General features: G+C 60.4%; 22 protein-coding genes and 3 pseudogenes. 10 read left to right on the plus strand and 15 right to left on the minus strand.

The annotated features are described in order from the left end of the window. Positions 1-242 precede the first annotated feature (242 nt). Genes LB557_RS04750 through LB557_RS04770 form a run of 5 tightly spaced genes read right to left on the minus strand, consistent with a single transcriptional unit; the run spans position 243 to position 6,616 of the window. Complete coding sequence (locus tag LB557_RS04750; protein ID WP_224642354.1) at positions 243-1,181, minus strand: ABC transporter permease; 939 nt, start codon at positions 1,179-1,181, stop codon at positions 243-245. Next, on the minus strand, positions 1,174-2,256 hold the full coding sequence (locus tag LB557_RS04755) for an ABC transporter permease (protein ID WP_224642355.1): 1,083 nt from the start codon (positions 2,254-2,256) through the stop codon (positions 1,174-1,176). The genes LB557_RS04750 and LB557_RS04755 overlap by 8 nt, the downstream gene beginning before the upstream one ends. Continuing rightward, entirely contained in the window at positions 2,253-3,770 is a 1,518-nt protein-coding gene (locus LB557_RS04760) for an ABC transporter ATP-binding protein (RefSeq protein WP_224642356.1), read from the minus strand. Before LB557_RS04760 ends, LB557_RS04755 begins: the two co-directional genes overlap by 4 nt. A 31-nt stretch (positions 3,771-3,801) precedes the next feature. Continuing rightward, positions 3,802-4,818, minus strand: coding sequence for a BMP family protein (locus tag LB557_RS04765; protein WP_224642357.1), 1,017 nt, complete (start codon positions 4,816-4,818; stop codon positions 3,802-3,804). Positions 4,819-4,846: 28 nt separating this feature from the next. Further along, entirely contained in the window at positions 4,847-6,616 is a 1,770-nt protein-coding gene (locus tag LB557_RS04770; RefSeq protein WP_224642358.1) for an adenine deaminase, read from the minus strand. A 159-nt stretch (positions 6,617-6,775) separates the two neighbouring features. Here LB557_RS04770 and LB557_RS04775 point away from each other — a divergent pair, with 159 nt between their 5' ends. From LB557_RS04775 to LB557_RS31825, 8 genes and pseudogenes are all read left to right on the plus strand, one after another. After that, entirely contained in the window at positions 6,776-7,054 is a 279-nt protein-coding gene (locus LB557_RS04775) for a LysR family transcriptional regulator (RefSeq protein ID WP_224642359.1), read from the plus strand. Then, positions 7,027-7,749: a substrate binding domain-containing protein gene (locus LB557_RS04780; RefSeq protein WP_224642360.1), complete on the plus strand. Its 723-nt coding sequence runs from the start codon at positions 7,027-7,029 to the stop codon at positions 7,747-7,749. The genes LB557_RS04775 and LB557_RS04780 overlap by 28 nt, the downstream gene beginning before the upstream one ends. Next, positions 7,746-8,773: pseudogene (locus tag LB557_RS04785) on the plus strand (amidohydrolase family protein); the annotation flags it as partial. The gene LB557_RS04780 and the pseudogene LB557_RS04785, both read left to right, overlap by 4 nt. Positions 8,774-8,858: 85 nt before the next feature. Then, positions 8,859-9,005 carry a hypothetical protein gene (locus tag LB557_RS04790; RefSeq protein ID WP_224642396.1) on the plus strand — a complete coding sequence of 49 codons (147 nt, stop codon included), beginning with the start codon at positions 8,859-8,861 and terminating at the stop codon, positions 9,003-9,005. A 97-nt stretch (positions 9,006-9,102) separates the two neighbouring features. Beyond that, positions 9,103-9,342: pseudogene (locus LB557_RS04795) on the plus strand (type I secretion system permease/ATPase); the annotation flags it as partial. Continuing rightward, on the plus strand, positions 9,339-10,178 hold the full coding sequence (locus LB557_RS04800; RefSeq protein ID WP_224642361.1) for a biotin/lipoyl-binding protein: 840 nt from the start codon (positions 9,339-9,341) through the stop codon (positions 10,176-10,178). The pseudogene LB557_RS04795 and the gene LB557_RS04800, both read left to right, overlap by 4 nt. A 50-nt stretch (positions 10,179-10,228) precedes the next feature. Then, complete coding sequence (locus tag LB557_RS04805; RefSeq protein WP_318013329.1) at positions 10,229-10,867, plus strand: HlyD family efflux transporter periplasmic adaptor subunit; 639 nt, start codon at positions 10,229-10,231, stop codon at positions 10,865-10,867. Between the two features lie 258 nt (positions 10,868-11,125). Next, positions 11,126-11,368 carry an Ig-like domain-containing protein gene (locus LB557_RS31825; protein ID WP_224642387.1) on the plus strand — a complete coding sequence of 81 codons (243 nt, stop codon included), beginning with the start codon at positions 11,126-11,128 and terminating at the stop codon, positions 11,366-11,368. 223 nt (positions 11,369-11,591) lie between these two features. Here the strand turns inward: LB557_RS31825 and LB557_RS04815 are convergent, their stop codons facing one another. The 6 genes and pseudogenes from LB557_RS04815 to LB557_RS04840 form a co-directional block, all read right to left on the minus strand. Next, positions 11,592-12,509, minus strand: coding sequence for a nucleotidyltransferase and HEPN domain-containing protein (locus tag LB557_RS04815; protein ID WP_224642363.1), 918 nt, complete (start codon positions 12,507-12,509; stop codon positions 11,592-11,594). Between the two features lie 212 nt (positions 12,510-12,721). Continuing rightward, positions 12,722-13,189 carry an AGE family epimerase/isomerase gene (locus LB557_RS31830; protein ID WP_224642390.1) on the minus strand — a complete coding sequence of 156 codons (468 nt, stop codon included), beginning with the start codon at positions 13,187-13,189 and terminating at the stop codon, positions 12,722-12,724. Positions 13,190-13,263: 74 nt separating this feature from the next. After that, complete coding sequence (gene ligD, locus LB557_RS04825; protein WP_224642365.1) at positions 13,264-15,177, minus strand: DNA ligase D; 1,914 nt, start codon at positions 15,175-15,177, stop codon at positions 13,264-13,266. Positions 15,178-15,615: 438 nt separating this feature from the next. Beyond that, on the minus strand, positions 15,616-15,996 hold the full coding sequence (locus LB557_RS04830) for a hypothetical protein (RefSeq protein WP_411970521.1): 381 nt from the start codon (positions 15,994-15,996) through the stop codon (positions 15,616-15,618). Between the two features lie 794 nt (positions 15,997-16,790). Further along, a complete protein-coding gene (locus tag LB557_RS04835; protein ID WP_224642367.1) occupies positions 16,791-16,955 on the minus strand; it encodes a hypothetical protein in 165 nt (54 codons plus the stop codon). 207 nt (positions 16,956-17,162) lie between these two features. Next, a pseudogene (locus tag LB557_RS04840) lies at positions 17,163-17,441 on the minus strand (hypothetical protein). A gap of 290 nt (positions 17,442-17,731) precedes the next feature. Here LB557_RS04840 and LB557_RS04845 point away from each other — a divergent pair. Next, positions 17,732-18,706, plus strand: a complete 975-nt coding sequence (locus tag LB557_RS04845; protein WP_224642368.1) for a UDP-glucuronic acid decarboxylase family protein — start codon at positions 17,732-17,734, stop codon at positions 18,704-18,706. Next, entirely contained in the window at positions 18,703-19,686 is a 984-nt protein-coding gene (gene galE, locus LB557_RS04850) for a UDP-glucose 4-epimerase GalE (protein ID WP_224713016.1), read from the plus strand. Before LB557_RS04845 ends, galE begins: the two co-directional genes overlap by 4 nt. A 10-nt stretch (positions 19,687-19,696) precedes the next feature. Here the strand turns inward: galE and LB557_RS04855 are convergent, their stop codons facing one another. From LB557_RS04855 to LB557_RS04870, 4 genes are read right to left on the minus strand one after another with little or no spacing between them, the layout of a single operon-like run. Continuing rightward, complete coding sequence (locus LB557_RS04855) at positions 19,697-20,917, minus strand: glycosyltransferase family 4 protein (RefSeq protein WP_224642370.1); 1,221 nt, start codon at positions 20,915-20,917, stop codon at positions 19,697-19,699. Between the two features lie 16 nt (positions 20,918-20,933). Then, entirely contained in the window at positions 20,934-21,674 is a 741-nt protein-coding gene (locus tag LB557_RS04860) for a class I SAM-dependent methyltransferase (protein ID WP_224642371.1), read from the minus strand. Further along, the gene (locus LB557_RS04865; RefSeq protein WP_224713017.1) at positions 21,592-22,971 is read right to left on the minus strand and encodes a glycosyltransferase family 2 protein; all 1,380 of its coding nucleotides are present in this window, start codon (positions 22,969-22,971) and stop codon (positions 21,592-21,594) included. Before LB557_RS04865 ends, LB557_RS04860 begins: the two co-directional genes overlap by 83 nt. Next, positions 22,968-24,191, minus strand: coding sequence for a glycosyltransferase family 2 protein (locus LB557_RS04870; RefSeq protein WP_224642373.1), 1,224 nt, complete (start codon positions 24,189-24,191; stop codon positions 22,968-22,970). The genes LB557_RS04865 and LB557_RS04870 overlap by 4 nt, the downstream gene beginning before the upstream one ends. Between the last annotated feature and the right edge of the window lie 2 nt (positions 24,192-24,193).

Consider the following 24,193-nt stretch of genomic DNA (forward strand, 5'->3'; position numbering starts at 1 on the left):
ACGCAAATACTTGCCAACTTCACCCGATCGGGGCGCGGGCCGCGCGGCGCTGACGAGGCGATCTAAAAAGAGCTAATTTTAGAGCGGCGGCGCGACGATATTCCGGATGGCAGCGCCGCCGGTCGCTTCGACACAGAGTTTGGCCCGGCAAGGGGGCACGGCTCCAGATGGCTCGGGCAAGGTCGATGCCAAGGGCCAACGAGGTAGGCCGCGTCGCAACACTGGAATGAAGCCGACTTTCACTATTCCCGCGTGTACGGCACGCCCAGCATGGCTGGGGCGCTGGTCCGCGAGCGACGGATGATCAGTGCGACGATCGCCGCAACATAAGGCATCATCAACATATATTGGTACGGAAAGGCGATGCCGATGCCCTGGATTTGCAATTGCAGCGCGTCGAGGAAGGAGAACACCAGCGCCGCCACCAAAATCGGGTAGGGCCGCCACAGGCCGGCGATGACGATGATGATGGCCAGCCAGCCGCGCCCGTTGGTCATTTCCGGCACGAAACGCGCGGCCTGGCCGACGGAGAGAAACGCGCCGGCAAGGCCCGCCATCAGGCCGCCGAAGACCACGGCTGCATATTGCACCGGCGCCACCTTCACCCCCTTCACATCGAGGGCCTTGGGATTGTCGCCGGCGCAACGGACGATCAGCCCATAGCGCGTCCTGAACAGGAAGAGCCAAACCGCCGCCACCATCAGAAAGGCGATATAGGTCAGCACCCGCTGGTCGAACAGAATGGGGCCGAGCACCGGTATTTCGCTCAGCCCCGGTATCGGCGTATCGGCGAAGAAGGGGATGGTCGGCGTCTTGCCGTCGCCAGCGAAAGCGGAACGCAACCAGTAGGTGGAAAGGCCGGCGCCGAGCAGGTTGATGGCAAGACCGGTGACGATCTGCTCTACCTTGAGCGTGATCACCAGCACTGCAAAGACGAGGGCCATCAGCGCGCCGGTGAGGCCGGCTGCGAGGACGCCAAGCCACAGCGATCCGCTTTCATAGGCGGCAAGATAGCTGGTGAAGGCTCCCATCAGCATCATGCCCTCGAGACCCATATTGTAGACGCCGCTGCGCTCCGCGACGAGTTCGCCAAGTGCGGCGAGCAGGAGAGGGGTGCTGATGCGGATGGTGGCCGCCGCCACGCTCGTCAGAACTGCAGCCTGAAGGAGAGCGTCAAGCACGAGCGACCCTCCGCAGGCGGAAATTGCACGCCGCCCAGCCGGCGAGAAAGAACAGAAGCAGGATTGCCTGGATGGCGTAGATCAGCGCCGAGGGTACGCTCGTCTTGATCTGCATGAGCGTAGCGCCGTTGAGCAACGCTCCGAACAGCACCGAAGCGACGATGACGCCGAGCGGATGCAACTGGCCGAGGATGGCGACGATGATGCCGCTGTAGCCGTAGCCTGCTACGATGCCCGCCTTCAGGCGGTAGTGCACGCCGTAGACTTCCGAGATCCCCGCGAGCCCCGCAAGCGCGCCGGAAACCAGGAGCACCACCAGGGTCAGTCTCCGGGTGTTGGTGCCCTGCACATCGAGTGCGCGCATATTGGAGCCGGCAGCCTTGATCTCATAGCCCAGCGGCGTGCGCGTCAACAACACATGAACCAGCCCAGCCGTCACGATTGCCAGCAGGAAGCCGGAATGCAGCCGCGAACCGGAAAACAGCAGCGGAAGCGCCGAGTCCGGATCGACCTTCGGCGTCTGTTCGAAGAATGCGCCCGCCTCGCTCCACGGCCCGCGCAGCAGCAGCAGCGAAAGGACGTAGACGATGATGTAGTTGAGCATGACGGTCGAGATCACCTCATCGACCGAGAAGCCGGTCTTCAGCACGCCCGCAAGGCCAGCATAGAGTGCGCCGCCGACAATGCCACCGGCTATGACCACGGGAATCTGGACGAAAGGCGAGAAGCCGGCGAGGTTGTGCTGCAACCAATAGGCGAACATGGCGCCGGCAAAAACCTGGCCTTCGGCGCCAATGTTCCAGATGCGCGCTCGGAAGGCGACACACGCGGCAAGGCCGGTGAAGATCAGAGGCGTGGCCTTGACCAGCGTTTCGCCGGCAGCGCGCAATGAGCCAAAGCTGCCTTGCAGGAGAGCCGCGAAGGCCGCCTCTGGACTGGCGCCCGCAGCGGTGAAAAGCAGACTGCACACCAGAACCGCCGCTGCCGCCGCCAAGGCAAGCGCAACGATGCGCGCCGTCGGACGCGGTTCCAGCCGGCGCTCGAGGCGCCACTCCGCGAGGTTGAAGTCGGTCATGCCGCAGCCTCGCTCCCGTGGCCGGCCATCAGGCTGCCGATTTCGTCATAGGTGGCTTTTTCAGTGTCGAGCACCGCAAGGATGCGGCCGCGAAACATCACACATATACGACGGCTAAGCGCGAAAAGATCCTCTAGTTCCTCGCTCGCGAGCAGGATGGCGCAGCCTTCGACACGCTTGCGTAGGAGTCGTCGGTGGACGAACTCGGTGGCGCCGATGTCGAGCCCGCGCGTCGGCTGGTTGCACAGCAGAAGCCGGTTCGCCTTGGCGAACTCGCGGGCGAGGATGACCTTCTGCGCGTTGCCACCAGACAATTTGCGAGAGGATGCCGACGGGCCGGTTGCGGCGATCGAATAGGCGCCGATCGCCGTGCGCGCGTTCGCGTCGAGCGCCGCGGCGTCGATGAATGGCCCATTGCGCCAGCGCGCTTGCCATTGCTGGCCGAGGACGAGGTTTTCGCCGATATCGAGATCGGCAACGAGCCCGTCGCGGAAGCGGTCGCTAGGCACGTAGCCAAGGCCTTTGGCCGCCATCATCGCCGGCGAGCACGCTTGCAGCTTTTCGCCATCGAGCAAGATGGTGCCGCTATCGGGCGGGGTGAGGCCGGCGAGACACTCGAACAACTCGTCCTGGCCATTTCCGGAAACGCCGGCAATGCCGACGATCTCGCCGGCTGCGATGTCGAGAGACGCGTTGTCCAGCACGGGCCTCTGATCGCGCAGCTGCGTGAGCCCGCGCACCGAAAGCACCGTCCCGCCCGGCGCTTTCGCATCTGCGGCGCGCGCCGGCGCCGCAACGGAGCGGCCGACCATCATGGTGGTGAGTTGGTCGCGGCTGACATCGGAGGTTACGACCGTTCCGACCAGCCTGCCTTTGCGCAGCACGCTGACCTGGTCAGATTGCATCACTTCCGCCATCTTGTGGCTGATCAGCACGACCGACAGGTCTTCGCTGGTGAGCCGACGCAAGATCGCAAACAGGCGGCGCGATTCCTCAGGCGTCAGCACCGCCGTCGGCTCGTCGAGGATAAGCAGTCTGGCGCCGGTATAGAGCGCCTTGACGATCTCGACCCATTGCTGTTCGCCCACCGAAAGGTCGCCGACGAGCTGGTGCGGATCGAGCGAGACGCCGTAGCTGGAGCAGATCGCCTTGATCCTGGAGAGAGCCCCGGCCCGGCCCAGCCGCCAGCCGGAGCCCGTGCCGACCGCCACATTCTCCAGCACGGTGAAGCCGGGAACGAGGACGAAATGCTGATGCACCATGCCGATGCCGGCGCGGATGGCTTCACCCGGCGAGCGTAGCTGGACGGTCTTGCCGTCTACGCGAATTTCGCCCGCGTCAGGTTGGTAGAGCCCGTAAAGGCAGGACGACAGTGTCGACTTGCCGGCACCATTCTCTCCCAACAGGCAATGCAATTCGCCGGGCATGACATCGAGCGAGATGTCGTCGTTGGCGATAAGCGCAGCGAAACGCTTCGTCAGGTGCCGGACCGACAGGCGCGGTATCTTGCTCATCTCGGATCGGCCCGGCTTGACACCCTTCTTGTTAGTCCGATTTGGGCTCGTTCAGATCGAGCTCGATTTTCTTCCCGCCGCCCTGGATGGCCTTGGCCGTTTCAGCTGCCAGCGCCTTGACGTCGTCGGGCATCTTGGCTTCCCAAGCGGGATTGAGGACGAGGTCTCCCGAGCCCAGTTGCCAGGTGAACCACCTTGGTTCCTTCGGCGCGTCGAACTTGGCGTTCGTGGTCTTTGCCGTCCACCATTCGTCGATGATCCAGTTGATGTGCGGATCCCATTTGACGATGGTGGAGGCGACGATCGACTTCGGCGCCACTTTCGACATGTCCACATAATTGCCGAAGCAGCCTATGCCGCGCTCCTCGCAAACCTCGAAGGCGCCCGACATCTGGTAGACCATGTCCGCGCCGGCGGCGATCTGCGCCGAGGTCGCCTCGTTCGATTTGGCCGGATCGAACCAGGACTGGATGAAGGTGATCTTTTGCTTCACTTTGGGGTTCGTTTCCTTGGCGCCAGCGAAGAAGGCGTTGATCTGATCGTTGGTGTCTTCGGCCGGGAATGTGGAGATGGCGCCGACGACGTTCGACTTCGTGAGTTTGCCGGCCAGTTGCCCCATGACATAGGCGGGCTCGTGCGCATGGACGAATATCCAATAGGCATTGTCGCCAAGGCCGCGATTGCCCGAACCGCTCATGACGAACATCGTGTTGGGGAATTCCTCCTTCAACTTCTCGATTGCATCGACATAGGCGGTGTCGCCGAACAGGATGTCGTACTCGCCGGTCTCCGCATATGTGCGGAAAACCTGCTCGGCATTATCGGAAACGTTCTCTGTGTAGTTGACCTCGATGTCGAGACCGTGCGGCTTGGCGGCGATGACGCGGTCCATAGAACTCACGAAGGAAGATTCCCACGGCGCTTCCTTGCCCGCCGACAGAATGCCGGCGATCCTGAGCTTGGTCGGCTCTTCGGCCTGTGCGCTGCCGCCGCCCGCCAGCCACGTCGCGGCCACGAGCGAAACAGCGACGACAAGGTTCTTCAGCATGGTTCCCTCCCTTTTCTAGCGTTCCCGGTTATGAAGCTTGGCTCAACGGATCTACCACCGTCAGGTTTATGCAATCGATCAGGCCGAGATCGGTTATCGCAAAGTCGGGAATGGCCGTAATCTGCAGCACGAACATATACATGAAAGGCCATGGCAGCCTACAGCCGAGCGCGCGCGCAGCGTCATCGAGTTCCTGCTCTTTCTTGGCCATCTCCGCAGGGTCGATGTCCGAGACGATGCCGCCGATCGGCAGCGGCAGGAACGACACGATCCGACCGCCGTCCGCCACCGCCTGGCCGCCATTGTTCTTGATGATGTGGTTGATCGCCAACGACATGTCGTCTGGATTGGTGCCCACGCAAACGATGTTGTTGTCATCGGGCGCCGTCGAAGTGGCGAGCGCGCCCGAGCGCAGTCCGAAGCCGGAAGCGAAAGCGACCGGCCGGTTGGACGTGCGGCCGTAGCGCTCGACGACGGTGAGATACTGCACGTCCTGTGATGGATCGGCCTCTATATAGCCGCCGCGAACCGGCAACAGGACATCGCGCCGCGTGCGCACGAAAATCTTGTCGGGCGTCACGGCGATCGTCAGCACGGCGGCCTTGTCGCCTGCTCCGGGCGCGCGCACCAAAAGGTCTTTCGGCGAAACGGGCGCCACCTTGAATGTGTCGGTGACAAGTGCGCTGCGGGCAGGCGGCGCAAGATCGCCCACGAGCTTGCCGTCGCGAGCGGCAAGCTTTCCCTTCGCAATCACGGACGAGACACGGAAATCCGCGATATCCTTGACCAGCAGGATATCGGCGGCGAGCCCTGGCGAGATCGAGCCGACCTTCTGGCCGATGCGCAACGCCTCGGCGCCGTTGATGGTCGCCATCTGGATGGCAGTCAGCGGCGGAACTCCCATTGCGACCGCCATGCGGATCATGTTGTCGAGATGGCCGCGGGCCAGGATATCGGAGGCGACCACATCATCGGTGCAGAAGCTGATTCGGCTCGTCGCGGCTATTCCCATCTCCGTGACGATGCGCAGGTTCTCTTCGAGAAAATGCGAAATGGAGGATTCGCGAATGACGACATGCATGCCCTTGCGCAGCTTCTCCAGCATCTCGTCCGCTGTGTAGCTCTCGTGGTCTGCGCGCACGCCGGCCTGGAGGTAGCTGTTCAACCGGTTGCCGCGGCACATCGGCGAGCAGCCGAGGATCGGCAGACGGCTCTTTTCGGCGATCTCGACCGCCTGCAAGACATGCTCGTCCATCGTGTCGACGAATTCGCGCACTGTCTCCCATATGCCGACGCATTCCGGCCAGGAATGGGTGGCGCGGTGATCGTCCGGTCCGAAATAGTAGCCGACATTGGAGCGCGGCAGCGTATAGGGCGTCTTGCATGGCGCGCCCCAGAAGATCTTGAGAGGGGTTCCCTTGGCCTCGTCGAGGAATTCGCGGGCGCCTTCCAGGCCGGACACCACAAGAATCTGGTCCAACCCTGACACGATCGAAGTGGTGCCGAGCGGCACGATCGCCTTGGCGAAGCTGGTGACCGACATCTTGGAGCATTCAACGTGGAGGTGGCCGTCGATCAAGCCAGGGCAGAGGAAATATCCAGTAGCGTCCATCATCTGGGTCTCCGGGCCGCGATATTCCGAGACGTCTCCGACAGCGACGATGCGGTCATTGTAGATGGCGACGTCGGCCGGATAGATCTCACCCGAAGCGACATTGACCAGCGTGCCGCCGCTGACGATAAGCGTCGATTTATACTCGGCGCGGCCGGCGCGGATGAATTCGCGTATATCGGACAACTTCATCTCCGCTCGTGTCGTCTCGCCCGGCTCGGGACCAAGCTTGTCAGCGGCCAAAATCCCACCTTGCGCGCTCTCATCCTGTCGTATTAGGGTCGTCCATGCAAACGGCAGTTTCAGGTCAATTTTGAACGGACCGTTCAAATTCTTGGACGATCGATGGATTTCGAAGCGATTGACTATTTTATCAAAGTGGCGGAGGCGCAGTCGCTTTCGCACGCCGCGAAACTGTATGGGCTGCCCAAGTCCAGCCTCAGCCATAAAGTGCGCGCGCTGGAGGATTCGCTTGGTGTCGCACTCTTTGTGCGCGATGGCCGGGAACTGCATTTGAGCGAGTCGGGGCCGAGTTCCTCGACCATGCGCAACGTATCAAGGAAAGCTGCGAAGGAGCCAAGGCGGCGATCTCAGAGGTGGGTCACGATATCGCCGGCACGCTGACGATCGGCTCGACCGGCGAGTTCGGCACTTCCTTCACCTCGGAACTGCTGTTCGCCTTCCGCCAGCAGTATCCGCAGGTGCATGTCGATGTGATCTTCCTTTCGCTCGGCTATTTCCTGGCGCCGGAGAAGCACCAACCCTTTGACGGCATATTCCATTGGGGCGAGCCGGCGAATTCGGACTATATTGCGCGCAAGCTCGGAGAAGCCTCCTTCTGCCTTTACGCCAGCCCGCGCTACCTTGAGCAATTCGGAGAACCGTCGGTGCCCGCGGACCTGGCAGGCCACCGGGCCGTCGCCTTCCGCCGGCCGAGCGGCGTGCAATCCTGGCACCTTGAGCGCGGCAGCGAAACGGTCGACTTCACGCCCACCGCGCAGTGCATGGCGAACGATTATTGGATGCTGAAATATTTCGCCGTGGCCGGTGAGGGTATCGTCTATCTGCCAGCCTTCTTCACCGAGATCGAGTGCATGAACGGCGATCTGGTGCCGGTACTGCCGCAATGGCGTTCGCCACTGGTTGCGATCAATCTTCTCTACATGCGACGCCGTTACCTGTCGCGCAAGTTCGCCGCCTTCCTCGATTTTTGCCTGGACTATTACCGCCAGCGCGCCGCCTACAGTTCGCCGAGATATTGCGTCGAGGTCGTGCGCCCCTTTGCGGGCGCGCGCTCCGGAGGAGAAAACAACAGATGATCAAGAGGTGGTTCGAATTTGCGCCGCGGCTGGTGGATGTCGCCATGGGGCGCACGCCGGCCGACATGGTGATCCGCAACGTGCGCTGGGTGAATGTCCATTCGGGCGAGATTATCCCCCGAATGGATATTGCGATTGCCGTCGGCCGCTTCGCCTTCGTCGGCCCGAATGCCGACCATGCCGTCGGTCCCGCGACGCAGGTTATCGACGGCGAGGGCCGCTACGCGCTGCCTGGCCTTTGCGACGCGCATATGCATGTCGAGAGCGGCATGGTGACCGTCACCTAGTTCGCGCGCGCAGTTATCTCGCACGGCACTATCTCGATGTTCATCGACCCGCATGAGATCGCCAACGTCCTCGGCATGGCGGGCGTCAAGCTGATGCACGACGAAGCGGCCGGACTGCCGATCAACGTGTTCGTGCAGATGCCGAGTTGCGTGCCGAGCGCGACGGGCCTCGAGAACGCGGTGCCAGTCTCGGTCCCGCCGATGTGCGCGAAGCAATGGCGTGGCCCAACATCGTCAGCCTCGGCGAGATGATGAACTTTCCGGGGGTTGTCGCCGGCAATGGCGACATGCTGGCCGAGATCGGCGCCACGCAGGCAGCAGGCAAGACAGTGGGTGGACACTATGCCTCGAAGGATCTCGGCCTGCCCTTCCATGCCTATGTCGCCGCCGGTCCGTCCGACGATCATGAAGGCACCAGCCTGGCCGACTGCATTGCGCGGGTGCGCCAGGGCATGCGCGCCATGTTGCGGCTCGGCTCCGCCTGGTACGACGTGGCGGCGCAAATCAAGGCGGTGACCGAATGAACCGTTTCGTGCGCCATGCTATCGCACAGGGACTGAAACCGATCACCGCGATTGAGATGGCAACCCTGAATACCGCACAGCATTTTCGGCATGGAGCGTGAACTGGGCTCGATAACGCCCGGACGGCGCGCCGACCTCGTCTTGACCTCGGATCTCACGGAATTCCCTGTCGAAACCGTCATTGCGCGCGGCCAGGTGATGTCGAGCGGCGGTACCGCAATCTCAGCGAGCTTTCGCCGGCCCACCGGGAAACCATCGCCTTGCTGGCCGAGCGTCTCAAGGCGAGCCGCACTAAGTAATGAACATCAGCCGCATCGATCTGGCCGATGCAGCCAGCCCCGAACGCCTCGTCCTGGAGATCCTCAAGCACGAGCCACAGCTGGCGATTCCGGTGCCCATTGAGGAGTTAGATCGGACTTTGCACGCGCGTTGTGCGCGCATATGAACTCGGCGTCTGATACCAGCGGCCGAAACGTTGCGATTGAACCGCAGAGCAGGCTTGACTATTTTCGCTGGCGGCTACAAGGCAGCGCTCAAGCGGCTCAGCCGTTCGTTACGAGAGCGAGCGCATTATTCAGGACAATATGCATGCGATCGCGCAAGGGAGGACTGTGCTCATTATCGCCCATCGCTTGGCGGCATTGCGGCCTTGCAACCGGATCATCGGCATGGCCAAGGGCGAGATCATCGAGAGCGGCACGCATAGCCAGCTCGTGAACAATCCCAAGGGGCTTTATGCCGGGCTGTGGACGTTGCAAATGGAGCAGGCAAGACCAGCATGAACCACACTCCGGGAACTGCGGACAAGGAGAGAACCGGCCAAGCGCACCAGTCAGGCCAGATAAGGGGGCGTGATCTGCAGTTCCTGCCAGCCGCTCTGGAAATTCTGGAGACACCCACGCCGCCAGTGGCAACCGCGTTCATGATGACTATCTGCGCCTTCACGGCGGCTGCCATTCTGTGGTCTTTCATCGGCCATCTCGATGTCGATGCCGTTGCCCCGGGCAAAATTGAGGCCTTAGGGCACGCCAAAGTCATTGAAGCCATCGATCCGGGCAAGCTCGCTTCCATCCATGTCGAGCCGGGATCGAATGTTCATTCTGGCGATCTCCTCGTGGAATTCGACCCAGCAGAGAGCCGGGCCGAGCTCGACGCGGCCCAAAGCGAACTTTATGCAGCCCAGGCTGAGATCGCCCGCAGGCGATTTGCCATCGGGCAGATTCAGGGATTGGCGGTGAAGTTGCAGTCTGATCCATCCCAAACGGCGCCTTCGGCACCTTTGGTTCCAGTTATCCAAGCCTCGGCGGATGTGCGGTGGAACGCCTCTATCCCATCGGAAACTCGGCAACGCGAGCAGACGGAGCTTCAAGCCGATTTTGCGGTTTTGGCCTCGACATTGGAGAGCCTCGACAAGCAGTCCATGGGCAGACAAGCCAGCCTGGCGCGTCTGCATATGAGCATCGGTCATGAGAATGACCTGATTGAAACCCTTTCCCAGGCCGCTGCATGCGCCAAGAATCCGTGGTTAGGCAGGTCGATAGCAAGATCAACCTTTATGATGCCCAAGCGGAGCTGGAGAAATCTCAATCACAACTCGCTTCTGACACAGGACAGCTAGCCGAGGCACAAGCGACGCTTGACGAGACTTTCAGCGACAAGCGCAAGGCGGTGGAAGAATTCCTGGCCGATTATGCTGGCAAGCTGGCTGACGCTGAGAAGCACGGCGATGACGAAGCCCAAGCGGTCAACAAGGCCAATGCGCAATTGGCGCACACAAGGCTTAGTGCGCCGGTTGACGGGATCGTTCAAGATCTCGCTGCCACCACGCTCGGCCAAGTCTTCACCACCGGCCAGCAGATCATGACCATAGCCCCCGTGAAACCCAGCCTTCAGGTGGAGGCCTTGGTTCCCAACACCGACATCGGATTTCTTACACTTGGCCAATCCGCTGTGATCAAGGTGGATGCCTTCCCGTTCACCCGCTTCGGCACCGTGCGTGGCCATATCGTTCGGATCGCGGCGGGAGCCATTGAAGAACAGGAGGCTAAGCGGCAGTTGGCGGATGCGGTCGCAGCCGCCAACGAGGCTACAGCTTCCGCCGGCGCATCGCCGGGGGCGACCCCAAACTTTGTGTTCCCCATCACCATAGAACTCGATCAGAACAGCATTGTCGTCGACGGTGCCGACATCCCGCTCGCCTCCGGCATGAGCGTGGTTGCCGAAATTCGCACCGGCGAGCGTCGCATCATCGATTATCTAGTCTCGCCTTTGGCTAAGATGTCCAACGAAGCGTTCAAGGAGAGATGATGTGGCAGCAGCGGCAGCACGCGTCTCCAACATGTGAAAATGCCAAGCACGAGGTCCAGTTACCCACGAGCGCAAGCCCGCGAAATCCTGACAGCACATCATCCAACACCAGCCAGAAAGTATCTCCATGCGATCAGACACGTTTGCTGTCCTCCTTTTTTCTAGCCTTCTAAGTTCGGGCGTTGTGGGACCTGCGAACGCGGACTCGTGTCCGTGGCGACTGCGGTTCTATTTCGGACGGACGGTACCGGCAGCGCAATGGCACATAGCGGCCAAAAATGTGCGTTCCCCGTCTATGCCCATGGCACCAGTAACAACTCAAGTCTGAAAATCATTTCCGCTCCTCAACACGGCGTAGCTAGTGCCACAAGCCGATCAGGCTTCACTTATCAATCCCAAAGTGGTTACAGCGGTACGGACACCTTTGTTTTCACTGTTACGGGGAAAAGCGCCGAGCGCTCAGGTACCTCGAAAATCACGATGAACATCAAAGTTGACTGAGGCAGTGGCCGGTTCGGTCCTTGATTGCGCCCTCACGTGATTCATGCAAGGCCGGTTTTGTGGCAAATGTCTCCGACAGCGCACATTCCGCTTCAGCCAACCGTCGGTTCGCCGGATGGAACCGGAGCTGTAGCATCGGAAACACGTAAGCTATGCCGGATGTTCGCTTTTGTGCTCCGAAAATTGCACAAAAGGGCAGTCTGGAATTGAGACTGCCTTGCTCTCAGCCCTGAGCTGCGGTGCTTGCCTCTTTTTTCAGATTTTCAAGTCGGGATCGACATATTGATTCAATCCGATCGATAAGATCCGAGACGCGCTCTGCGAGCCATTGAAGTGCTTCATTCGTGATCTCGAAATGTCGCGAGTAGCGCGCTTTCACATAAGCCTCATTAAGAACGTTGAACCAGGCGACGAAGCGCTGTTGGTCACGAGGCCATGCTTCGGCAAGTTCCTGGACCTGATCCTCGGCGAGGCTCCGAAGAAATTTTAAGTTGTGAGAGGCGGGGCTGTAGTTCGTCAGCACTAGCAACAATGCCGCGTACGCTTGCTCGATGGATTGATGAAGGAGAAACGCGCTCTCCTTGAGCCTTCCTCTGGCGGCGAAGAAGTCCGCCCCTTCGGCGAACGTTCTAGCTTGCGGGAGTCGCTCGGTGTAGTAGTCCTCCGCCAGTCGAAAAGCCTCCGCGGGCCCCGAAGCGACGGGGTTCGTGAGGGCCTCTTCGTCGAGCTCATACAGCACGATCCCATCACGCCGAATATCTACGAAAAAATATCGGCCCTCTCTTAGTGCCGTGTTCACCTCCCGGCGCGAGTGGACGATGAAGCTGACGGGCGTATTGATCTCACGCATCATACGGTCGGCTGCAGGCTGCCAATAGCTGGCGAAGTCGGTCAGCTTTCGATTGTTGACCACCACCAGCAGATCGAAATCGGAACGGTAGCCCTTCTTGGTATGCGGCTCGTCGACCCAGCCGCCGCGGGCATAGGATCCAAAGAGTATGATCTTCAGAATGCGCCCGCGCTTCTTGAAATCGGCGGTTCCTCCTCTCACAGCGTCATCGAACTCCCCAAGCAGTAGCTCGACTGCCTTTTTGAGCTCACGCTGCTTCGGGGGAGGAAGGTGGTCGATGCTGGATTTCATGAACAATGATCTACCGCCCATATGGCATTGATAGGCAAGGCCAAGCTTTCGTTCTGTAAATAGCCCCTTCCGGCCGCGCCAAGCAACGTAAAAGATGTTGCAAAAATATAAACATGTTCTTCCAGAGGAGTTGTGATGTCGGGAGAGAGTAAAGGCGCCGTGGTCCTGATTCGAGTCACAGCCGCCTCGGTGAGTTGCGGTTGCGGTACGGGCTAAGAAATCTTTGTTGGGGGATCGTCATGTCGTTTGCTGATCACGTTCGTTAGGCTCCCTTGCGCCGGATAGAGCGGTGTCACGCACGCCTGCAGTCGCGTGGTACAAGTCGGCCTTGCCGAACAGCGAATGCGCCGGCTGCAATCCCTCATCCAGCTCCTCGAACGTCCGCCATGCTCGCGGTCTATATAGGCCACGGCGATGGTGTTCCAGATGCGCCGGCACCATTGTTCATGGAAGGCCCTCGGGCGGTGCTCGACCAGAAAGGAGCCCGCGCCCGCGGCCTCGGCGATCGGCCACCAGGGGTTGAACCGGAATGCCGGCTTGTCGGGCCAGTCCAGCGTGTAGAAGAAGCCGCCCTTGGCTTCATCCCATCCCAATTCCACTGAGCGCCGGAACAGCGTCTCCGCAGCCTTCTGGCATCCAGTCCTGTTTCTTGCCGCCCAGCACCATAATTGCAGGATCAGCCTGGCCCATTTCCAGCCAGTGCAGCAGCACCGGGAGGCGGCCGTTGACGTTGTAGGTCGCGATCTTCATGGCGTTATAGATCCGGGAGGAACTGATCGGCCCGGCCCCATCCCGCGAGGGCCTTCGATGCGGCGCGCTTCTTCAACTCGGGCGCATCGCCGACATGGAAATGGGAGGGCGCATCGATTGTCTTCATCTCCGCCCAGGTGACCGGTGCCGCGACCGGGGCTCCTGGCCGCGACCTAGCGCTATAAGGCATGATCGCCGTTGCGCCGCGCTGGTTGCGCAGATAGTCGACGAAGATACGTCCCTTGCGTTTGGCCTTCGACAACACGGCCGTAAAGTGGGTAGGGTCGCTCTGCGCGACCGCCTGTGCAAGGCCTGAGGCGAAGCCCTTCACCTCAGGCCATTCAGCTCGCGGCGTGAGCGGCGCGATTACATGCACGCCCTTGCCGCCCGTCAGCATCGGGAAGGTGGTCAACCCAAGGGATTTCAGCATGTCGCGGAACTGGAATGCGGCAGCGCGAACCGCCTCGAAATCCAATCCCTCGTCCGGGTCCAGGTCAAAGACAAGGCGGTCGGCCTTCTCGACGTCTTCGATGCGCGCTCCCCATCCGTGGAACTCGATCGTTCCCATTTGGACACAGGTCACAAGCCCCTCGGCGTCGTCGACGTAAAGATAGGGCTCATCGTGACCATCCTTTTCGGTGATCCCGACGTGATGGACCTTGTCGCCGAAGCTCCCCGCGTCGTGCTTTTGAAAAAAACATTTCTTTGCTCGGCACTGTGGGCAGCGGACAAGACTGATCGGCCTGCTGCCGGCCCAGGGAAGCATGATCCCGGCGACTTCGGTGTAATGATCGGCAAGCTGACCCTTGGTGATGTTGGATTCAGGGTAGATCACGCGGCCGCGATTGCTAATCGCGATCGTTGTCGTTGTCGTTGTCGTTGCCGGCGGCGGCAGTGTCGCTGTGCGGTGTTCCGTCTCGAGCACGACCGCTTCCGGTTTCTTGTCCTCGCGCAGGCCGAGATAGCTTGGATGCCGCAGTGTTCCTTCATTGGTCATCTCGGTGAAGGCGATCTCGGCGACAAGCCTGGGACGCAGCCAGTGCGCGCCGCGAACCTCCGCCCGCGGCGCTTCGACCGTGGCGGCCTTCTGCTCGAGTGGCGCCATGGTCTTCATCAGACGGGCCATCTCGGCAGCATCGAAACCGGTCCCGACCTTGCCGGCATAGCGCAGCTTTCCGCCATCATGGACCCCAAGGATCAGCGACCGGAAGGCGCGATCCTTGTCTGACGGGGTCCAGCCGACGAGCACGAATTCCTGACGTTTGATGCACTTGATCTTCAGCCAGCTTCCATCGCGGGCTCCGACATAGTCCGAATCCGCCAGCTTCGAGACAACCCCCTCGAGGCCGGCGCCGCAGAAGCGGTTCAGCAATTCTTCCCCCCGGCCCTGGATATGATGGGAGTAGCGAAGGATGGGGCTCTTCGCTGGCAGGATGGTCTCCAGTTTCCCCTTGCGCTCCAGAAGCGGCAGTCTCGTCAGGTCTTCCCCGTCCAGTTGGAGCAGGTCGAAGGCATAAAAATCGATGCTCGCGGGAGCAGCCTTCAACGCGTTCTGCAGCGCCTGGAAACTGGATCGCCCCTCGGTGTCGATAACGACAGCCTCTCCGTCGATGAGGGCGGAGCGAACGTTAAGCCTGCGTGCCTCGGACAGGATCGAGGGAAAGCGGTCCGACCAGTCCAGACCGGAGCGCGTATAGGCGCGCGCCTCGCCGCCGCCCACAGCGACAAGAATACGGTAGCCATCGTATTTCATTTCGTGGATCCAGCGGTCGCCGGAAGGAACCGTGTCCACCAGTTTTGCGAGCTGGACCGGCCGGAATGCCGGCGGCGCGAGTTTGGCTGCGCCGTCGGACGCCGGCTTCGCACCGGGAGATAGAGATCCTTTGATTGTGGGCCGACGCAAAGCTGACTTGCTCACTTGAGTTGACCTTGTTCAGACCGAACTGTGCGATGCGTCATTCCGAATACCCAGCTTATTTTCGTTTTCTCCGCCGCGCCATTAAGCATGTCGCGATCGTTGCCGACTCGCGTAATCAGGTCCTCGGCCTGCTCTCGGCTGATACGTACTTGCGCGCGAAATAATTGCCCTCGTAGCCTTCACCGCTGGAGACCTGCCGACGGTCTGCGGCGCCTCGCTTCGAATTTGTTGTCTGCTATTATCGTCTCCCCTGTTCCAGCAGTTGCGTCGTCACGACCTTCCACCTGTAACGCTCTGGGACGGCTTGCGATCCTGAGTCGGGCAAGAAATTCGGCGTTTCACCTTATCGCCTCCTGACCTTGACGTTGCCGATATAAAGTCTGGATATGGATGTCACGGCTACGCAACCCCTTGGGCGGCAGCTCGGTGAATCGCTGATTATTTGAAGTATCCGGAACTGCGGAGCTTAGCCAGCAGGATCATTGCGGTTCCGCGGCACTCAGCGCGCACATGCTCCCTCAGCGGAGAAGATTCCCAAGCAGCCAGTTCGGCGACGAAATGAGAAGCGTCACCATTTACTAACGCGCATCTGAGGCGGCCACCCTTCTCGAGCACGACTATCGCCGCATCCGCTTCACCGTACCCTATTGCGGCCATCCGCTGAATGTTGGCGTCCCCATCGATGCGGACGTCGAACAAGACAGATCCCGCCGTTTTATCCGCAGCATCGGCCACCCTGTCGGAAAACGGTCGCTGTAAGCCATCGCTATCGGCGATCGATTGCTCAAACAGGACCATTTCAACGTGTCCAGCCACCATGCTGGCGACTAGTGCGCGGTCCGCTAAAATTGGCAATGGCCGCGGCTGAACATCCGCATACCGCAGTCATCTTTCACACAAGAATCACAGTATGGCCACGAGACGCGCGACAGCGTGCATCCTCCCCTATCGAATAGACGACGTGAACCTGGGATCAGGCTGAGGGGGATGCGTCCGGTCTGAGATTGTGGCGAGCACGAACAATGCGACAGCGAAAGCGAGAGGCGTCAGCAGAAGAGCGGCGCAAATCGGGTTGATCTTCCACATGCGATGACATTCTGCGCTGCGATTTAAACAAACCCGAACAACCATCGTTAACGCGGCCGAATCGAGCCGCGTAAGGATCAACTATGATTTCATGCTGTTACGGCGACCCCCGGCGCGGCGGTAGCGCGCCGCAGTGATTCGCAGCTCATCGATCCAGCCATTCAACAGGGCTGTGGTGTTGCGAACCGCTGCCTATCCCAGACGCTAGGTTTTTTGCCCTCCTTCGTCATCGCCTTGCTCGTCACCATCCGGCGGCCTTCGCCTCGGCCTCGCTACAAAACCAGCGCTATTGCCTAGCCAGAGCGCCAGCCCGTGACAGGTGCGCGCAGCCGTACCCAGCGGCCAGCGCTGCTCATACTTCTGCATTGCTTCATTAGGCCAAGCCTTCCAGCCCGTGTAGGCAGGACGCCACTCGACTGCCGCGGTAGGATCGATTTCAATCCAGTCCAGTCTCTTCGCGACATAGACGCGCTTGCGTATCGCGACCAGCAGGAGCTTGGCCTTGTGTGGTGTCGCGATGAAGTGCCCTAGAAGCTCTTCACGTGGCCGCGCCGCAAGTTCTTAACGGGCACGTCGCGCCATGTCAGCGGATGGCCCGCGACGACCCGCAGCGCCAGAAATTCCTCGATCAGGCGGCTGTTCTTGAATTTCGTGCTGCCATCATGAGCGAGCCACTTCACCGATGCCTTCAATCTCTTTTCGGCTACTCCGAACGTTCCTGGCAAAGCAGCCCGGCATTGTGACAACCGGCCCTTTTCGGATCTTGCACCCTCGACAGCAGCCCGATAGCTTCCTTGAAACCTCTCTCGTTCGGGGAGGCAGCGGCACCAGGCGCTCATTGGCGCGGTAGCGCCAGCGCGACTTCCCATGACGATCCTTATAGGAGGACACACCTGGGGTTAAGACGCTGTTCCATGGCAGAACCAGACTATTGCCCTCGATGAATCCCTTTCAAGAGAAAAGTCGACGATATTGTCGTCATCTTCGCCGGGCAGATCCGCGAACGCAGCCTCCAGTTTTAAGGCGATCCCAGATCACACGACTGTCGATTTTCTTTGGCTTTGGCATCCCCCGTCCAAGACCATCTGGTCGAATTCTGTTACGCCTACGCCGACGTAGCGGGCAGCTTCATCCCGCGACATGCCACGTGGAGGGTAGGAGAGTGTGTCGCTCTTCATCACCTTGATCCGCTAATCAGCTGTCCGAACGCGTGGCACTTTCTGTGAACGCGTTCGAAATAGCAGGCGCCCCATCAAGGGGAAAGCCTGATGTCCAGCTTTGACTGCAGAAGGGCTGCCCTGGCGTGCAAATAGGACGCTCCGGCCGCCTGTGAGCGATAATCGTAGCCCCTGGTCCATCGAGAACAATGTCTTGCCCGTAACGTAAATTGAAAGCAGGCCGGTGGCATATGGCCCTGCGTCAGGTTATTATATTAGTCATGTCTAAGATTAAGCCGGAGACCCTGAAAATGCAGCAGGCGAAACAAATCTTGGTGACAGGCGGCGCAGGTTTCCTGGGCTCATTTTTGTGCGAGCGGCTCCTTGCTGAGGGCCATCAGGTAGTTTGCGCAGATAACTTCTTCACAGGAAGCCGCAGAAACGTCTCTCATCTCCTTGATGATCGATCGTTCGAGGTCATTCGTCATGACGTGACATTTCCACTCTACGTGGAGGTTGACGAAATATACAATCTCGCCTGTCCGGCGAGCCCCGTCCACTATCAGTCCGACCCCGTCCAGACGACCAAGACCAGCGTCCATGGCGCGATCAATATGCTCGGCCTGGCCAAGCGGGTTGGCGCACAGATTCTGCAGGCGTCCACCTCCGAAGTCTATGGCGACCCCGAAGTGCATCCGCAATTGGAAGACTATTGGGGCAGAGTGAACCCGATTGGCCCTCGTTCCTGCTATGACGAAGGCAAGCGATGTGCCGAGACCCTGTTTTTCGACTATTGGCGACAGCACAAGCTGAGGATCAAGGTAGCCCGTATTTTCAATACCTACGGTCCAAGGATGCGTCCCGACGACGGCCGGGTCGTTTCCAATTTCATCGTGCAGGCGCTGCAAAACAAGCCGATAACGGTCTATGGCACTGGCCAGCAGACGCGTTCATTCTGCTATGTCGAGGACCTCATTGACGGTCTGGTACGCCTTATGCAGACGGCCGACGATATCACCGGTCCTGTCAATCTCGGCAACCCGGCGGAATTCACGATGCTCGAGCTCGCAAATCTGGTGATCGAACTTACCGGAAGCCGATCGAAAATCAGATTTTCGCCGCTACCCGTCGACGATCCAAAGCAGCGGCAGCCCGATATCCGATATGCTTCCCGCGAACTCAAATGGAAGCCAAGAACTGCATTGCGTGCTGGCCTTGCCAAGACCATTGCGTATTTCGAGGACGTGGTTTCATCTGGGCACATTCGGCCCGCCGCAGCCGAATGAAGACGGTCCTGGTCACTGGCGGGGCCGGCTATATCGGGTCGCACTGCTGCAAGGCATTCGCCGAATCCGGATGGTCGGTTGTTGCCTTTGACAACCTTTCGCGCGGCTGGCGCAACGCGGTGAAATGGGGACCGTTGATCGAAGGCGATATTTCCGACGCGGCGGCTGTGGGGGCCGCCCTGGACCAGTATCGGCCGGACGCCGTGGCGCATTTCGCTGCCTACGCTTACGTTGGCGAGTCAGTCGAGCGGCCGGAGCTTTACTACCGAAACAACAGTTTCGGCACGTTGGTCCTGCTCGAGGAAATGCTGAAGGCCGGCCTGGACAAGCTGATCTTTTCGAGCACCTGCGCGACTTACGGGATTCCGACGCGGTCTCCGATAGACGAAACGCATCGGCAGTCGCCCATCAATCCCTACGGCTGGTCCAAATTCATCATAGAGAGAATGGTCGAGGATATCTCGCTTGCTCGTGGCCTCAATGCGGTCGTGCTTCGGTATTTCAATGCGGCCGGATGCGACCCCGACGGCGAAATCGGCGAAAAGCATGAACCGGAAACACATGTCATCCCGCTGGCCATAGAGGCGGCAGTGAGGCCAGGCCGCACCTTCGTCATCAACGGAGCCGATTTCGATACCCGCGACGGAACCGCCGTGCGGGACTACGTCCACGTTGTCGATCTCGCGCGCGCCCACGTCCTGGCAGGGGAGAAGCTTCTCCGGGACAAGGGCGTCCACGTCTACAACCTCGGAACCGGAGCCGGTACAACGGTGGCCGAACTGGTCGACGCCGTCAGACGGACTTCGGGGATACCGCTTCCGGTGGCTTACGGGCCGCGCAGGCCAGGCGACCCGCCAGCGCTTGTTGCCGCGGCCGGCAAGGCCGAGCGGGAACTCGGTTGGGTGCCCGAACAATCGGGCATCGACAGGATCGTCGAGACAGCACTGGCTTGGTATCGCAGCCGATTGGAAAAAATATAGCGCATGTGGGCTACCGCGCGGTCAGCAAGCGATCAAGTGCGCCAGCAACCGCGCCGAGCGAAAAATTTCCCTCTATCCGCTTTCGCGCCGCCTGTCCGAGGCGCTCTCGCATAATCGGATCGTCGTTAAGTTTCTTCAGCGCCTGTGCAATGGCCGCCGGCTCGTCCCTTGGAACAATGAGGCCGCCGGATGCCTCGCCGTTTGCCAAGATGTCGGGTAGGCCCTGTGCGTCGGTGGCAACGATCGGAAGGCCGCAGGCCATCGCCTCCAACGGCGCAACGGGCATACCTTCGGTGCGGGACGCTGTGACATAGGCATCCGCCGCCGAAAGCCAACGCCGTATCAAAGCCCGGTCCGTGGTGTAGTCGCAAAGCCATCTCGCATTGGGTAGAGCGGCCTCGCTCAACAGCCTGGCAAAAACGTCTCGGTCCTGCCCCGAGCCGATGATAACCAGTTCGGACGAAGCATCGCCCGAAAAGAGGGACCATGCGTTCAGGAGCACATCGAGCCCCTTCCGGCGAACGTCGATGCGTCCGTGGTTGACAACGATGAAATTCCCGCTCGCCAAACCGAGATCTTGCCGCGCCTGCCGACGCTCGATTGCTATCCACTCTCCGCAATCGATGGGGTTGGGGATATTTGCGATGTTGAGCGCCATGTGCGGGTAAGCTTTGGCGAGGCGTTCACGCTCCGCTGCCGATGCGACGATCAGTCCGCTGCAGGCACGGAGAGAAGCCTGCCTGGCGATCGCCTCTATCCAGGAGAGCGTCCGGTCGCCGCCCTGGAACGTTGCATAGAGCGGAATCCGCATACGGACTGCCAGCCAGGCAAGCGCATCGAACCGCGTATATTCATATTCCTGAGCGAGAATTGCATCACATTGCGATCGGGCGAGCACCTTCCGGAATGCCGGGAGCGGCGTCGCGGACCAGCGCCGCAGACTGTGAGCCGCTGCGGAGTGACCTTGACGCGCACGCGCGCCGGGAACGATCCAGATCGGCGCGCCCGTGCCGGCATGGTAGTGGCATTCTATCTGCGAAGCATGCTCGGAAGCGCACACGATGACCGGCCTATGCCCGGCCAATTGCAGAGCGGAGGCGTAACCGAAAAGCCAGCCGCCAGTCATCTGTTCGACGAAATCCTTAAGCCGCAATCCTATCGGATCGAGGAATTCCTCCACGACGTCGCCCCATGGGAAGAGGGCGATGACGAGGGAAGAGCGGCGGCCCATCTAATGCCCCAAAAATTCATTTGCGCCAGGAAAAAGCCGTCTCCGTGCCGCGTGTCGAGCGTTGGTGCAGTGCATACCCCACAGCCGTTATCGGCGCCGCAAGAGCGTAAAGTACCTTGCGGCGACGGCGTCCGAGACGAGAAAATGCGATGTCGTGAAAGAGTGCCGTCACCGGGTTGATAAATGTGGCGCGGCGCTCCGGCGCACTGTCGAAGAGCGCTGCGAGTTCGGGATCCCGGTAGCCGCGCCGAACGTGACCCCATTCCTGCATCAGTTCGCTTTCATGCGGGCAATAGGGCTTCATGAAGCGGAAATAAGGGTAATGCCACTCCGCATGTGGCGTCGAGACAAGAACATACCCGCCTGGGCGCACGACCCTCACGGCCTCTTGTGCGGCACTACGGTCATCTTCGATGTGTTCAAGCACGTCGAAGAGCGTCGCCACGTCGAAACTGTCATTCGCGAAGGGGAGGTCACAGGCATCGCCGCAGACGAAGGTCGACCTCGCCCAATCTGGCTGGTGGTTGCCCAACTCGGGATCTAGATCGAGGTTAACGACTTCAGCATTCGGATAGAGGATACTTGCCATCCCGCTGCGCCCGCCTCCAATTTCCAGTATCCGGCCTGGCCCGTCGATCGCCGTGGGCGCGACGCGATGAATTGCGCGCATCTTCTCACGGTAGAAAAGCCCGTCCGTCAGAGCGTTTGGAAACGGATTCCGGGACAGAAAATGTCCGAGCGGGGCCTTGCTGATCATCGGTTTTGTTCCTCAGCCAATTTGATGTTCGCCGTTTTCGCCAGCCGAAACGGACGAGGAATTGAAGACCCGCCAGCCAGCCTTCGACTTCCGCCGCGAGGATACTGGTCCTGCCGGGGGGGCCTTCGAAAAGCGCCTTGACGAATGTTCTCAAGAAATATGCGGGCAGCTGCTTCCAGATGCGGTCGATGTTTCCGCGATCGCCAAAATTGTCATATTGCGTGACAAGAGCTGCGACGTGGCCCTTCATGTAGGCTCGTATTTGCCGTCTGAAGCCCGGCCAGTCGCGGCGATGATGATGGAAGACAACGGCGCGAGGTTCATACAGGCAAGTCCCTCCTGTGGCCAGCAGCCGGTACCATAGCTCCGAATCTTCGGAACATCCGGCAGCACCGGCGCCGAGGCGCTCGTCGAACGAGCCAACCCGATCGAAGGCTGATCGCCGGAAGGCCATGTTGGCCCCGGCGCCGATCTTCCAGACATGCGCTCCGCTTGGCCGAGTCTCTTCGAAGAAGCGGCGGTCGAAGAGAAGCGGCACGAAGGTGGTCCCAAAACCGCCCATGTCGAACTGGAAACTGCGTTGGGCGATCGTATCGAGCCGCGCTGGCAGCACCAGGCCGGTCAGGGCCTCGACGTCCCTTTCTTCAAAGGCGCGTGCGATTTCGGCAGTCCAGCCAGCATGAACCTCGACGTCGTCGTCCGTGAACGCGATGATGTCTTGATGGCTTTCTCGGATGCCGGCGGTTCGGGCCACACTCAGTCCGGGGCGCGGCTCATGAACGTAACGGACGTCAGGGAATCGGACACATACCGGACGAGCGTTGGCGTCGCGGGAGTTATCGACGACGATGACCTCGCCAGGGGCGCTGCGTTGCCTTGCAATGCTTTGAAGGCACTCCGCCAGGGCGGGGCCGCGATCGCGCGTGCAAATTACGACTGAGATGTGCTGGGCCGACGCGGAAGACGCAGCCGCGAGGTCATCGAGGCGGTCGACAAGGTCCTCCGCACCGATCGCCGCGGTCAAAGACAGCGCGGATTTTGGCGATCCTTCATAGGTAGCCCGCAAGGGGGCGCCCAGCGGGGTGCTGCGGGCGGCCAATTGTGCTGCCGAAAATTCCGCCGCGAACTGCCGCAGACGTGCCTCGCTGTAGGGCAATTCGTCGGGCAACGACGCTCGCATTCCCAGCGGCAAGTCCTTCCACCAGAAGACCGATAGGGAAGGGGTATCTCCCGCATCGGCGTCCGCACAGACGGAACCGAGATCGATTTGCCTGACACGGAAGGCGTCGCCATTCACCGGTTCTGCTCCCGGATTCTCTGCACGCGGATACGTGAGCGATCATATTCGCCTGCCAGGCCGTAGATTCCGCCCCACAACTCTGCAATGCCGAAACGAAAATCACGACCTTGAAGCTTGCGCGCCGCCCGTGCCAGCGCTTTCAGCCGATCAAAAAACCACCAGCAAACCATGGCACGGTGCCTTGCCTTGAGGTCTTCGTCGGTCCGATGGCTTTTGACCAGAAAGGCCATCATACCAAGTCCCCATGTCCAATATTGCCGTCTCAATTGGTCGATAGTCTCGCGATGCTCGTGGTAAACGGCATACTCGGGTTCATAAATCATGGGCCGGCCTGAACGCAGCACGCGATAGAAAATGTCGAGATCGCCACCGCCAGGCAGCGGTGCTCCGGTATCGAGCGCTTCGTCGAAACCGCCCAGCGATACGAGCAGCGTGCGGTCGAAAGCCATGTTGCAGCCGGCGCCGAGAATACCAGACCCTACCGGGTGCAGCGCATTGTCGAATCGGGTGTTGTGGAATTCGTTGCGCCTGAAGCCGCGGCCAAATCCGCCCCTTCGTTCGAAAAAGATCTGGGCCTCGGTGTCCAGGCGAAGCGGCAGCACCAAACCCGTAAAGCCACCGGCACCGGGATTGGCCCGGCAGGCTTTGGCAAGCCCGTCAAGCCAGTTGCGGTCGACGACCACGTCATCGTCAAGATAGGCAATCAGGCCACCGGTGGCCGAGTGAAGAGCGGCATTTCGTGCAAAATCAAGCCCGGGCCTCGGTTCCAATACATAGAGAACGTCCTTGAAGCCCCCGACTGCTTCGCGCGTGGACGAATCCACCGACGCATTGTCCACCACGACGACTTCGACGCTCGGAAAAGCGGTTCTGTGTCGGATGCTTTCGAGCGAAGCCAGCAACCTCGAAAGACGTTCGGCGCGGTCTTTCGTACATATCGCGATGGAGAGGCTCGGCAGGGGCAATTGCCCAACCGGTCTTCGGCGCAGCAATTCCTGATCCATCTTCTCAACCAGGATGCGATCGGCGAAACGTTCATCGGCAATGGATTTCAGTCGCTCCGCCGACAGGATCGCTGCGGAGGCGAGCGCGATCATCTCAAAGCCGACAAGCCGGCCCTGCCAGCGGGCAATGAGACCAATGCCGTCGTGCTCTGGCGCAAGCTCAATCGGGGCCAGCGGACTTGACAGTTCGATGTCGGCAATCTTGTAGCCCATCG

The sequence above is a fragment of the Mesorhizobium sp. BR115XR7A genome (genome assembly GCF_020165315.1).
In the GTDB taxonomy this organism is placed as follows: domain Bacteria; phylum Pseudomonadota; class Alphaproteobacteria; order Rhizobiales; family Rhizobiaceae; genus Mesorhizobium; species Mesorhizobium australicum.

What these genes read in the sequence shown, in the direction of transcription:
- LB557_RS04755 (WP_224642355.1), bottom strand. Translation starts at nt 2,256, where the DNA reads ATGACCGACTTCAACCTCGCGGAGTGGCGCCTCGAGCGCCGGCTGGAA.
- LB557_RS04760 (WP_224642356.1), bottom strand. Translation starts at nt 3,770, where the DNA reads ATGAGCAAGATACCGCGCCTGTCGGTCCGGCACCTGACGAAGCGTTTC.
- LB557_RS04765 (WP_224642357.1), bottom strand. Translation starts at nt 4,818, where the DNA reads ATGCTGAAGAACCTTGTCGTCGCTGTTTCGCTCGTGGCCGCGACGTGG.
- LB557_RS04775 (WP_224642359.1), top strand. Translation starts at nt 6,776, where the DNA reads ATGGATTTCGAAGCGATTGACTATTTTATCAAAGTGGCGGAGGCGCAG.
- LB557_RS04790 (WP_224642396.1), top strand. Translation starts at nt 8,859, where the DNA reads ATGAACATCAGCCGCATCGATCTGGCCGATGCAGCCAGCCCCGAACGC.
- LB557_RS04800 (WP_224642361.1), top strand. Translation starts at nt 9,339, where the DNA reads ATGAACCACACTCCGGGAACTGCGGACAAGGAGAGAACCGGCCAAGCG.
- LB557_RS31825 (WP_224642387.1), top strand. Translation starts at nt 11,126, where the DNA reads ATGGCACATAGCGGCCAAAAATGTGCGTTCCCCGTCTATGCCCATGGC.
- LB557_RS04815 (WP_224642363.1), bottom strand. Translation starts at nt 12,509, where the DNA reads ATGAAATCCAGCATCGACCACCTTCCTCCCCCGAAGCAGCGTGAGCTC.
- LB557_RS04830 (WP_411970521.1), bottom strand. Translation starts at nt 15,996, where the DNA reads ATGGTGGCTGGACACGTTGAAATGGTCCTGTTTGAGCAATCGATCGCC.
- LB557_RS04845 (WP_224642368.1), top strand. Translation starts at nt 17,732, where the DNA reads ATGCAGCAGGCGAAACAAATCTTGGTGACAGGCGGCGCAGGTTTCCTG.
- galE (WP_224713016.1), top strand. Translation starts at nt 18,703, where the DNA reads ATGAAGACGGTCCTGGTCACTGGCGGGGCCGGCTATATCGGGTCGCAC.
- LB557_RS04855 (WP_224642370.1), bottom strand. Translation starts at nt 20,917, where the DNA reads ATGGGCCGCCGCTCTTCCCTCGTCATCGCCCTCTTCCCATGGGGCGAC.
- LB557_RS04860 (WP_224642371.1), bottom strand. Translation starts at nt 21,674, where the DNA reads ATGATCAGCAAGGCCCCGCTCGGACATTTTCTGTCCCGGAATCCGTTT.
- LB557_RS04870 (WP_224642373.1), bottom strand. Translation starts at nt 24,191, where the DNA reads ATGGGCTACAAGATTGCCGACATCGAACTGTCAAGTCCGCTGGCCCCG.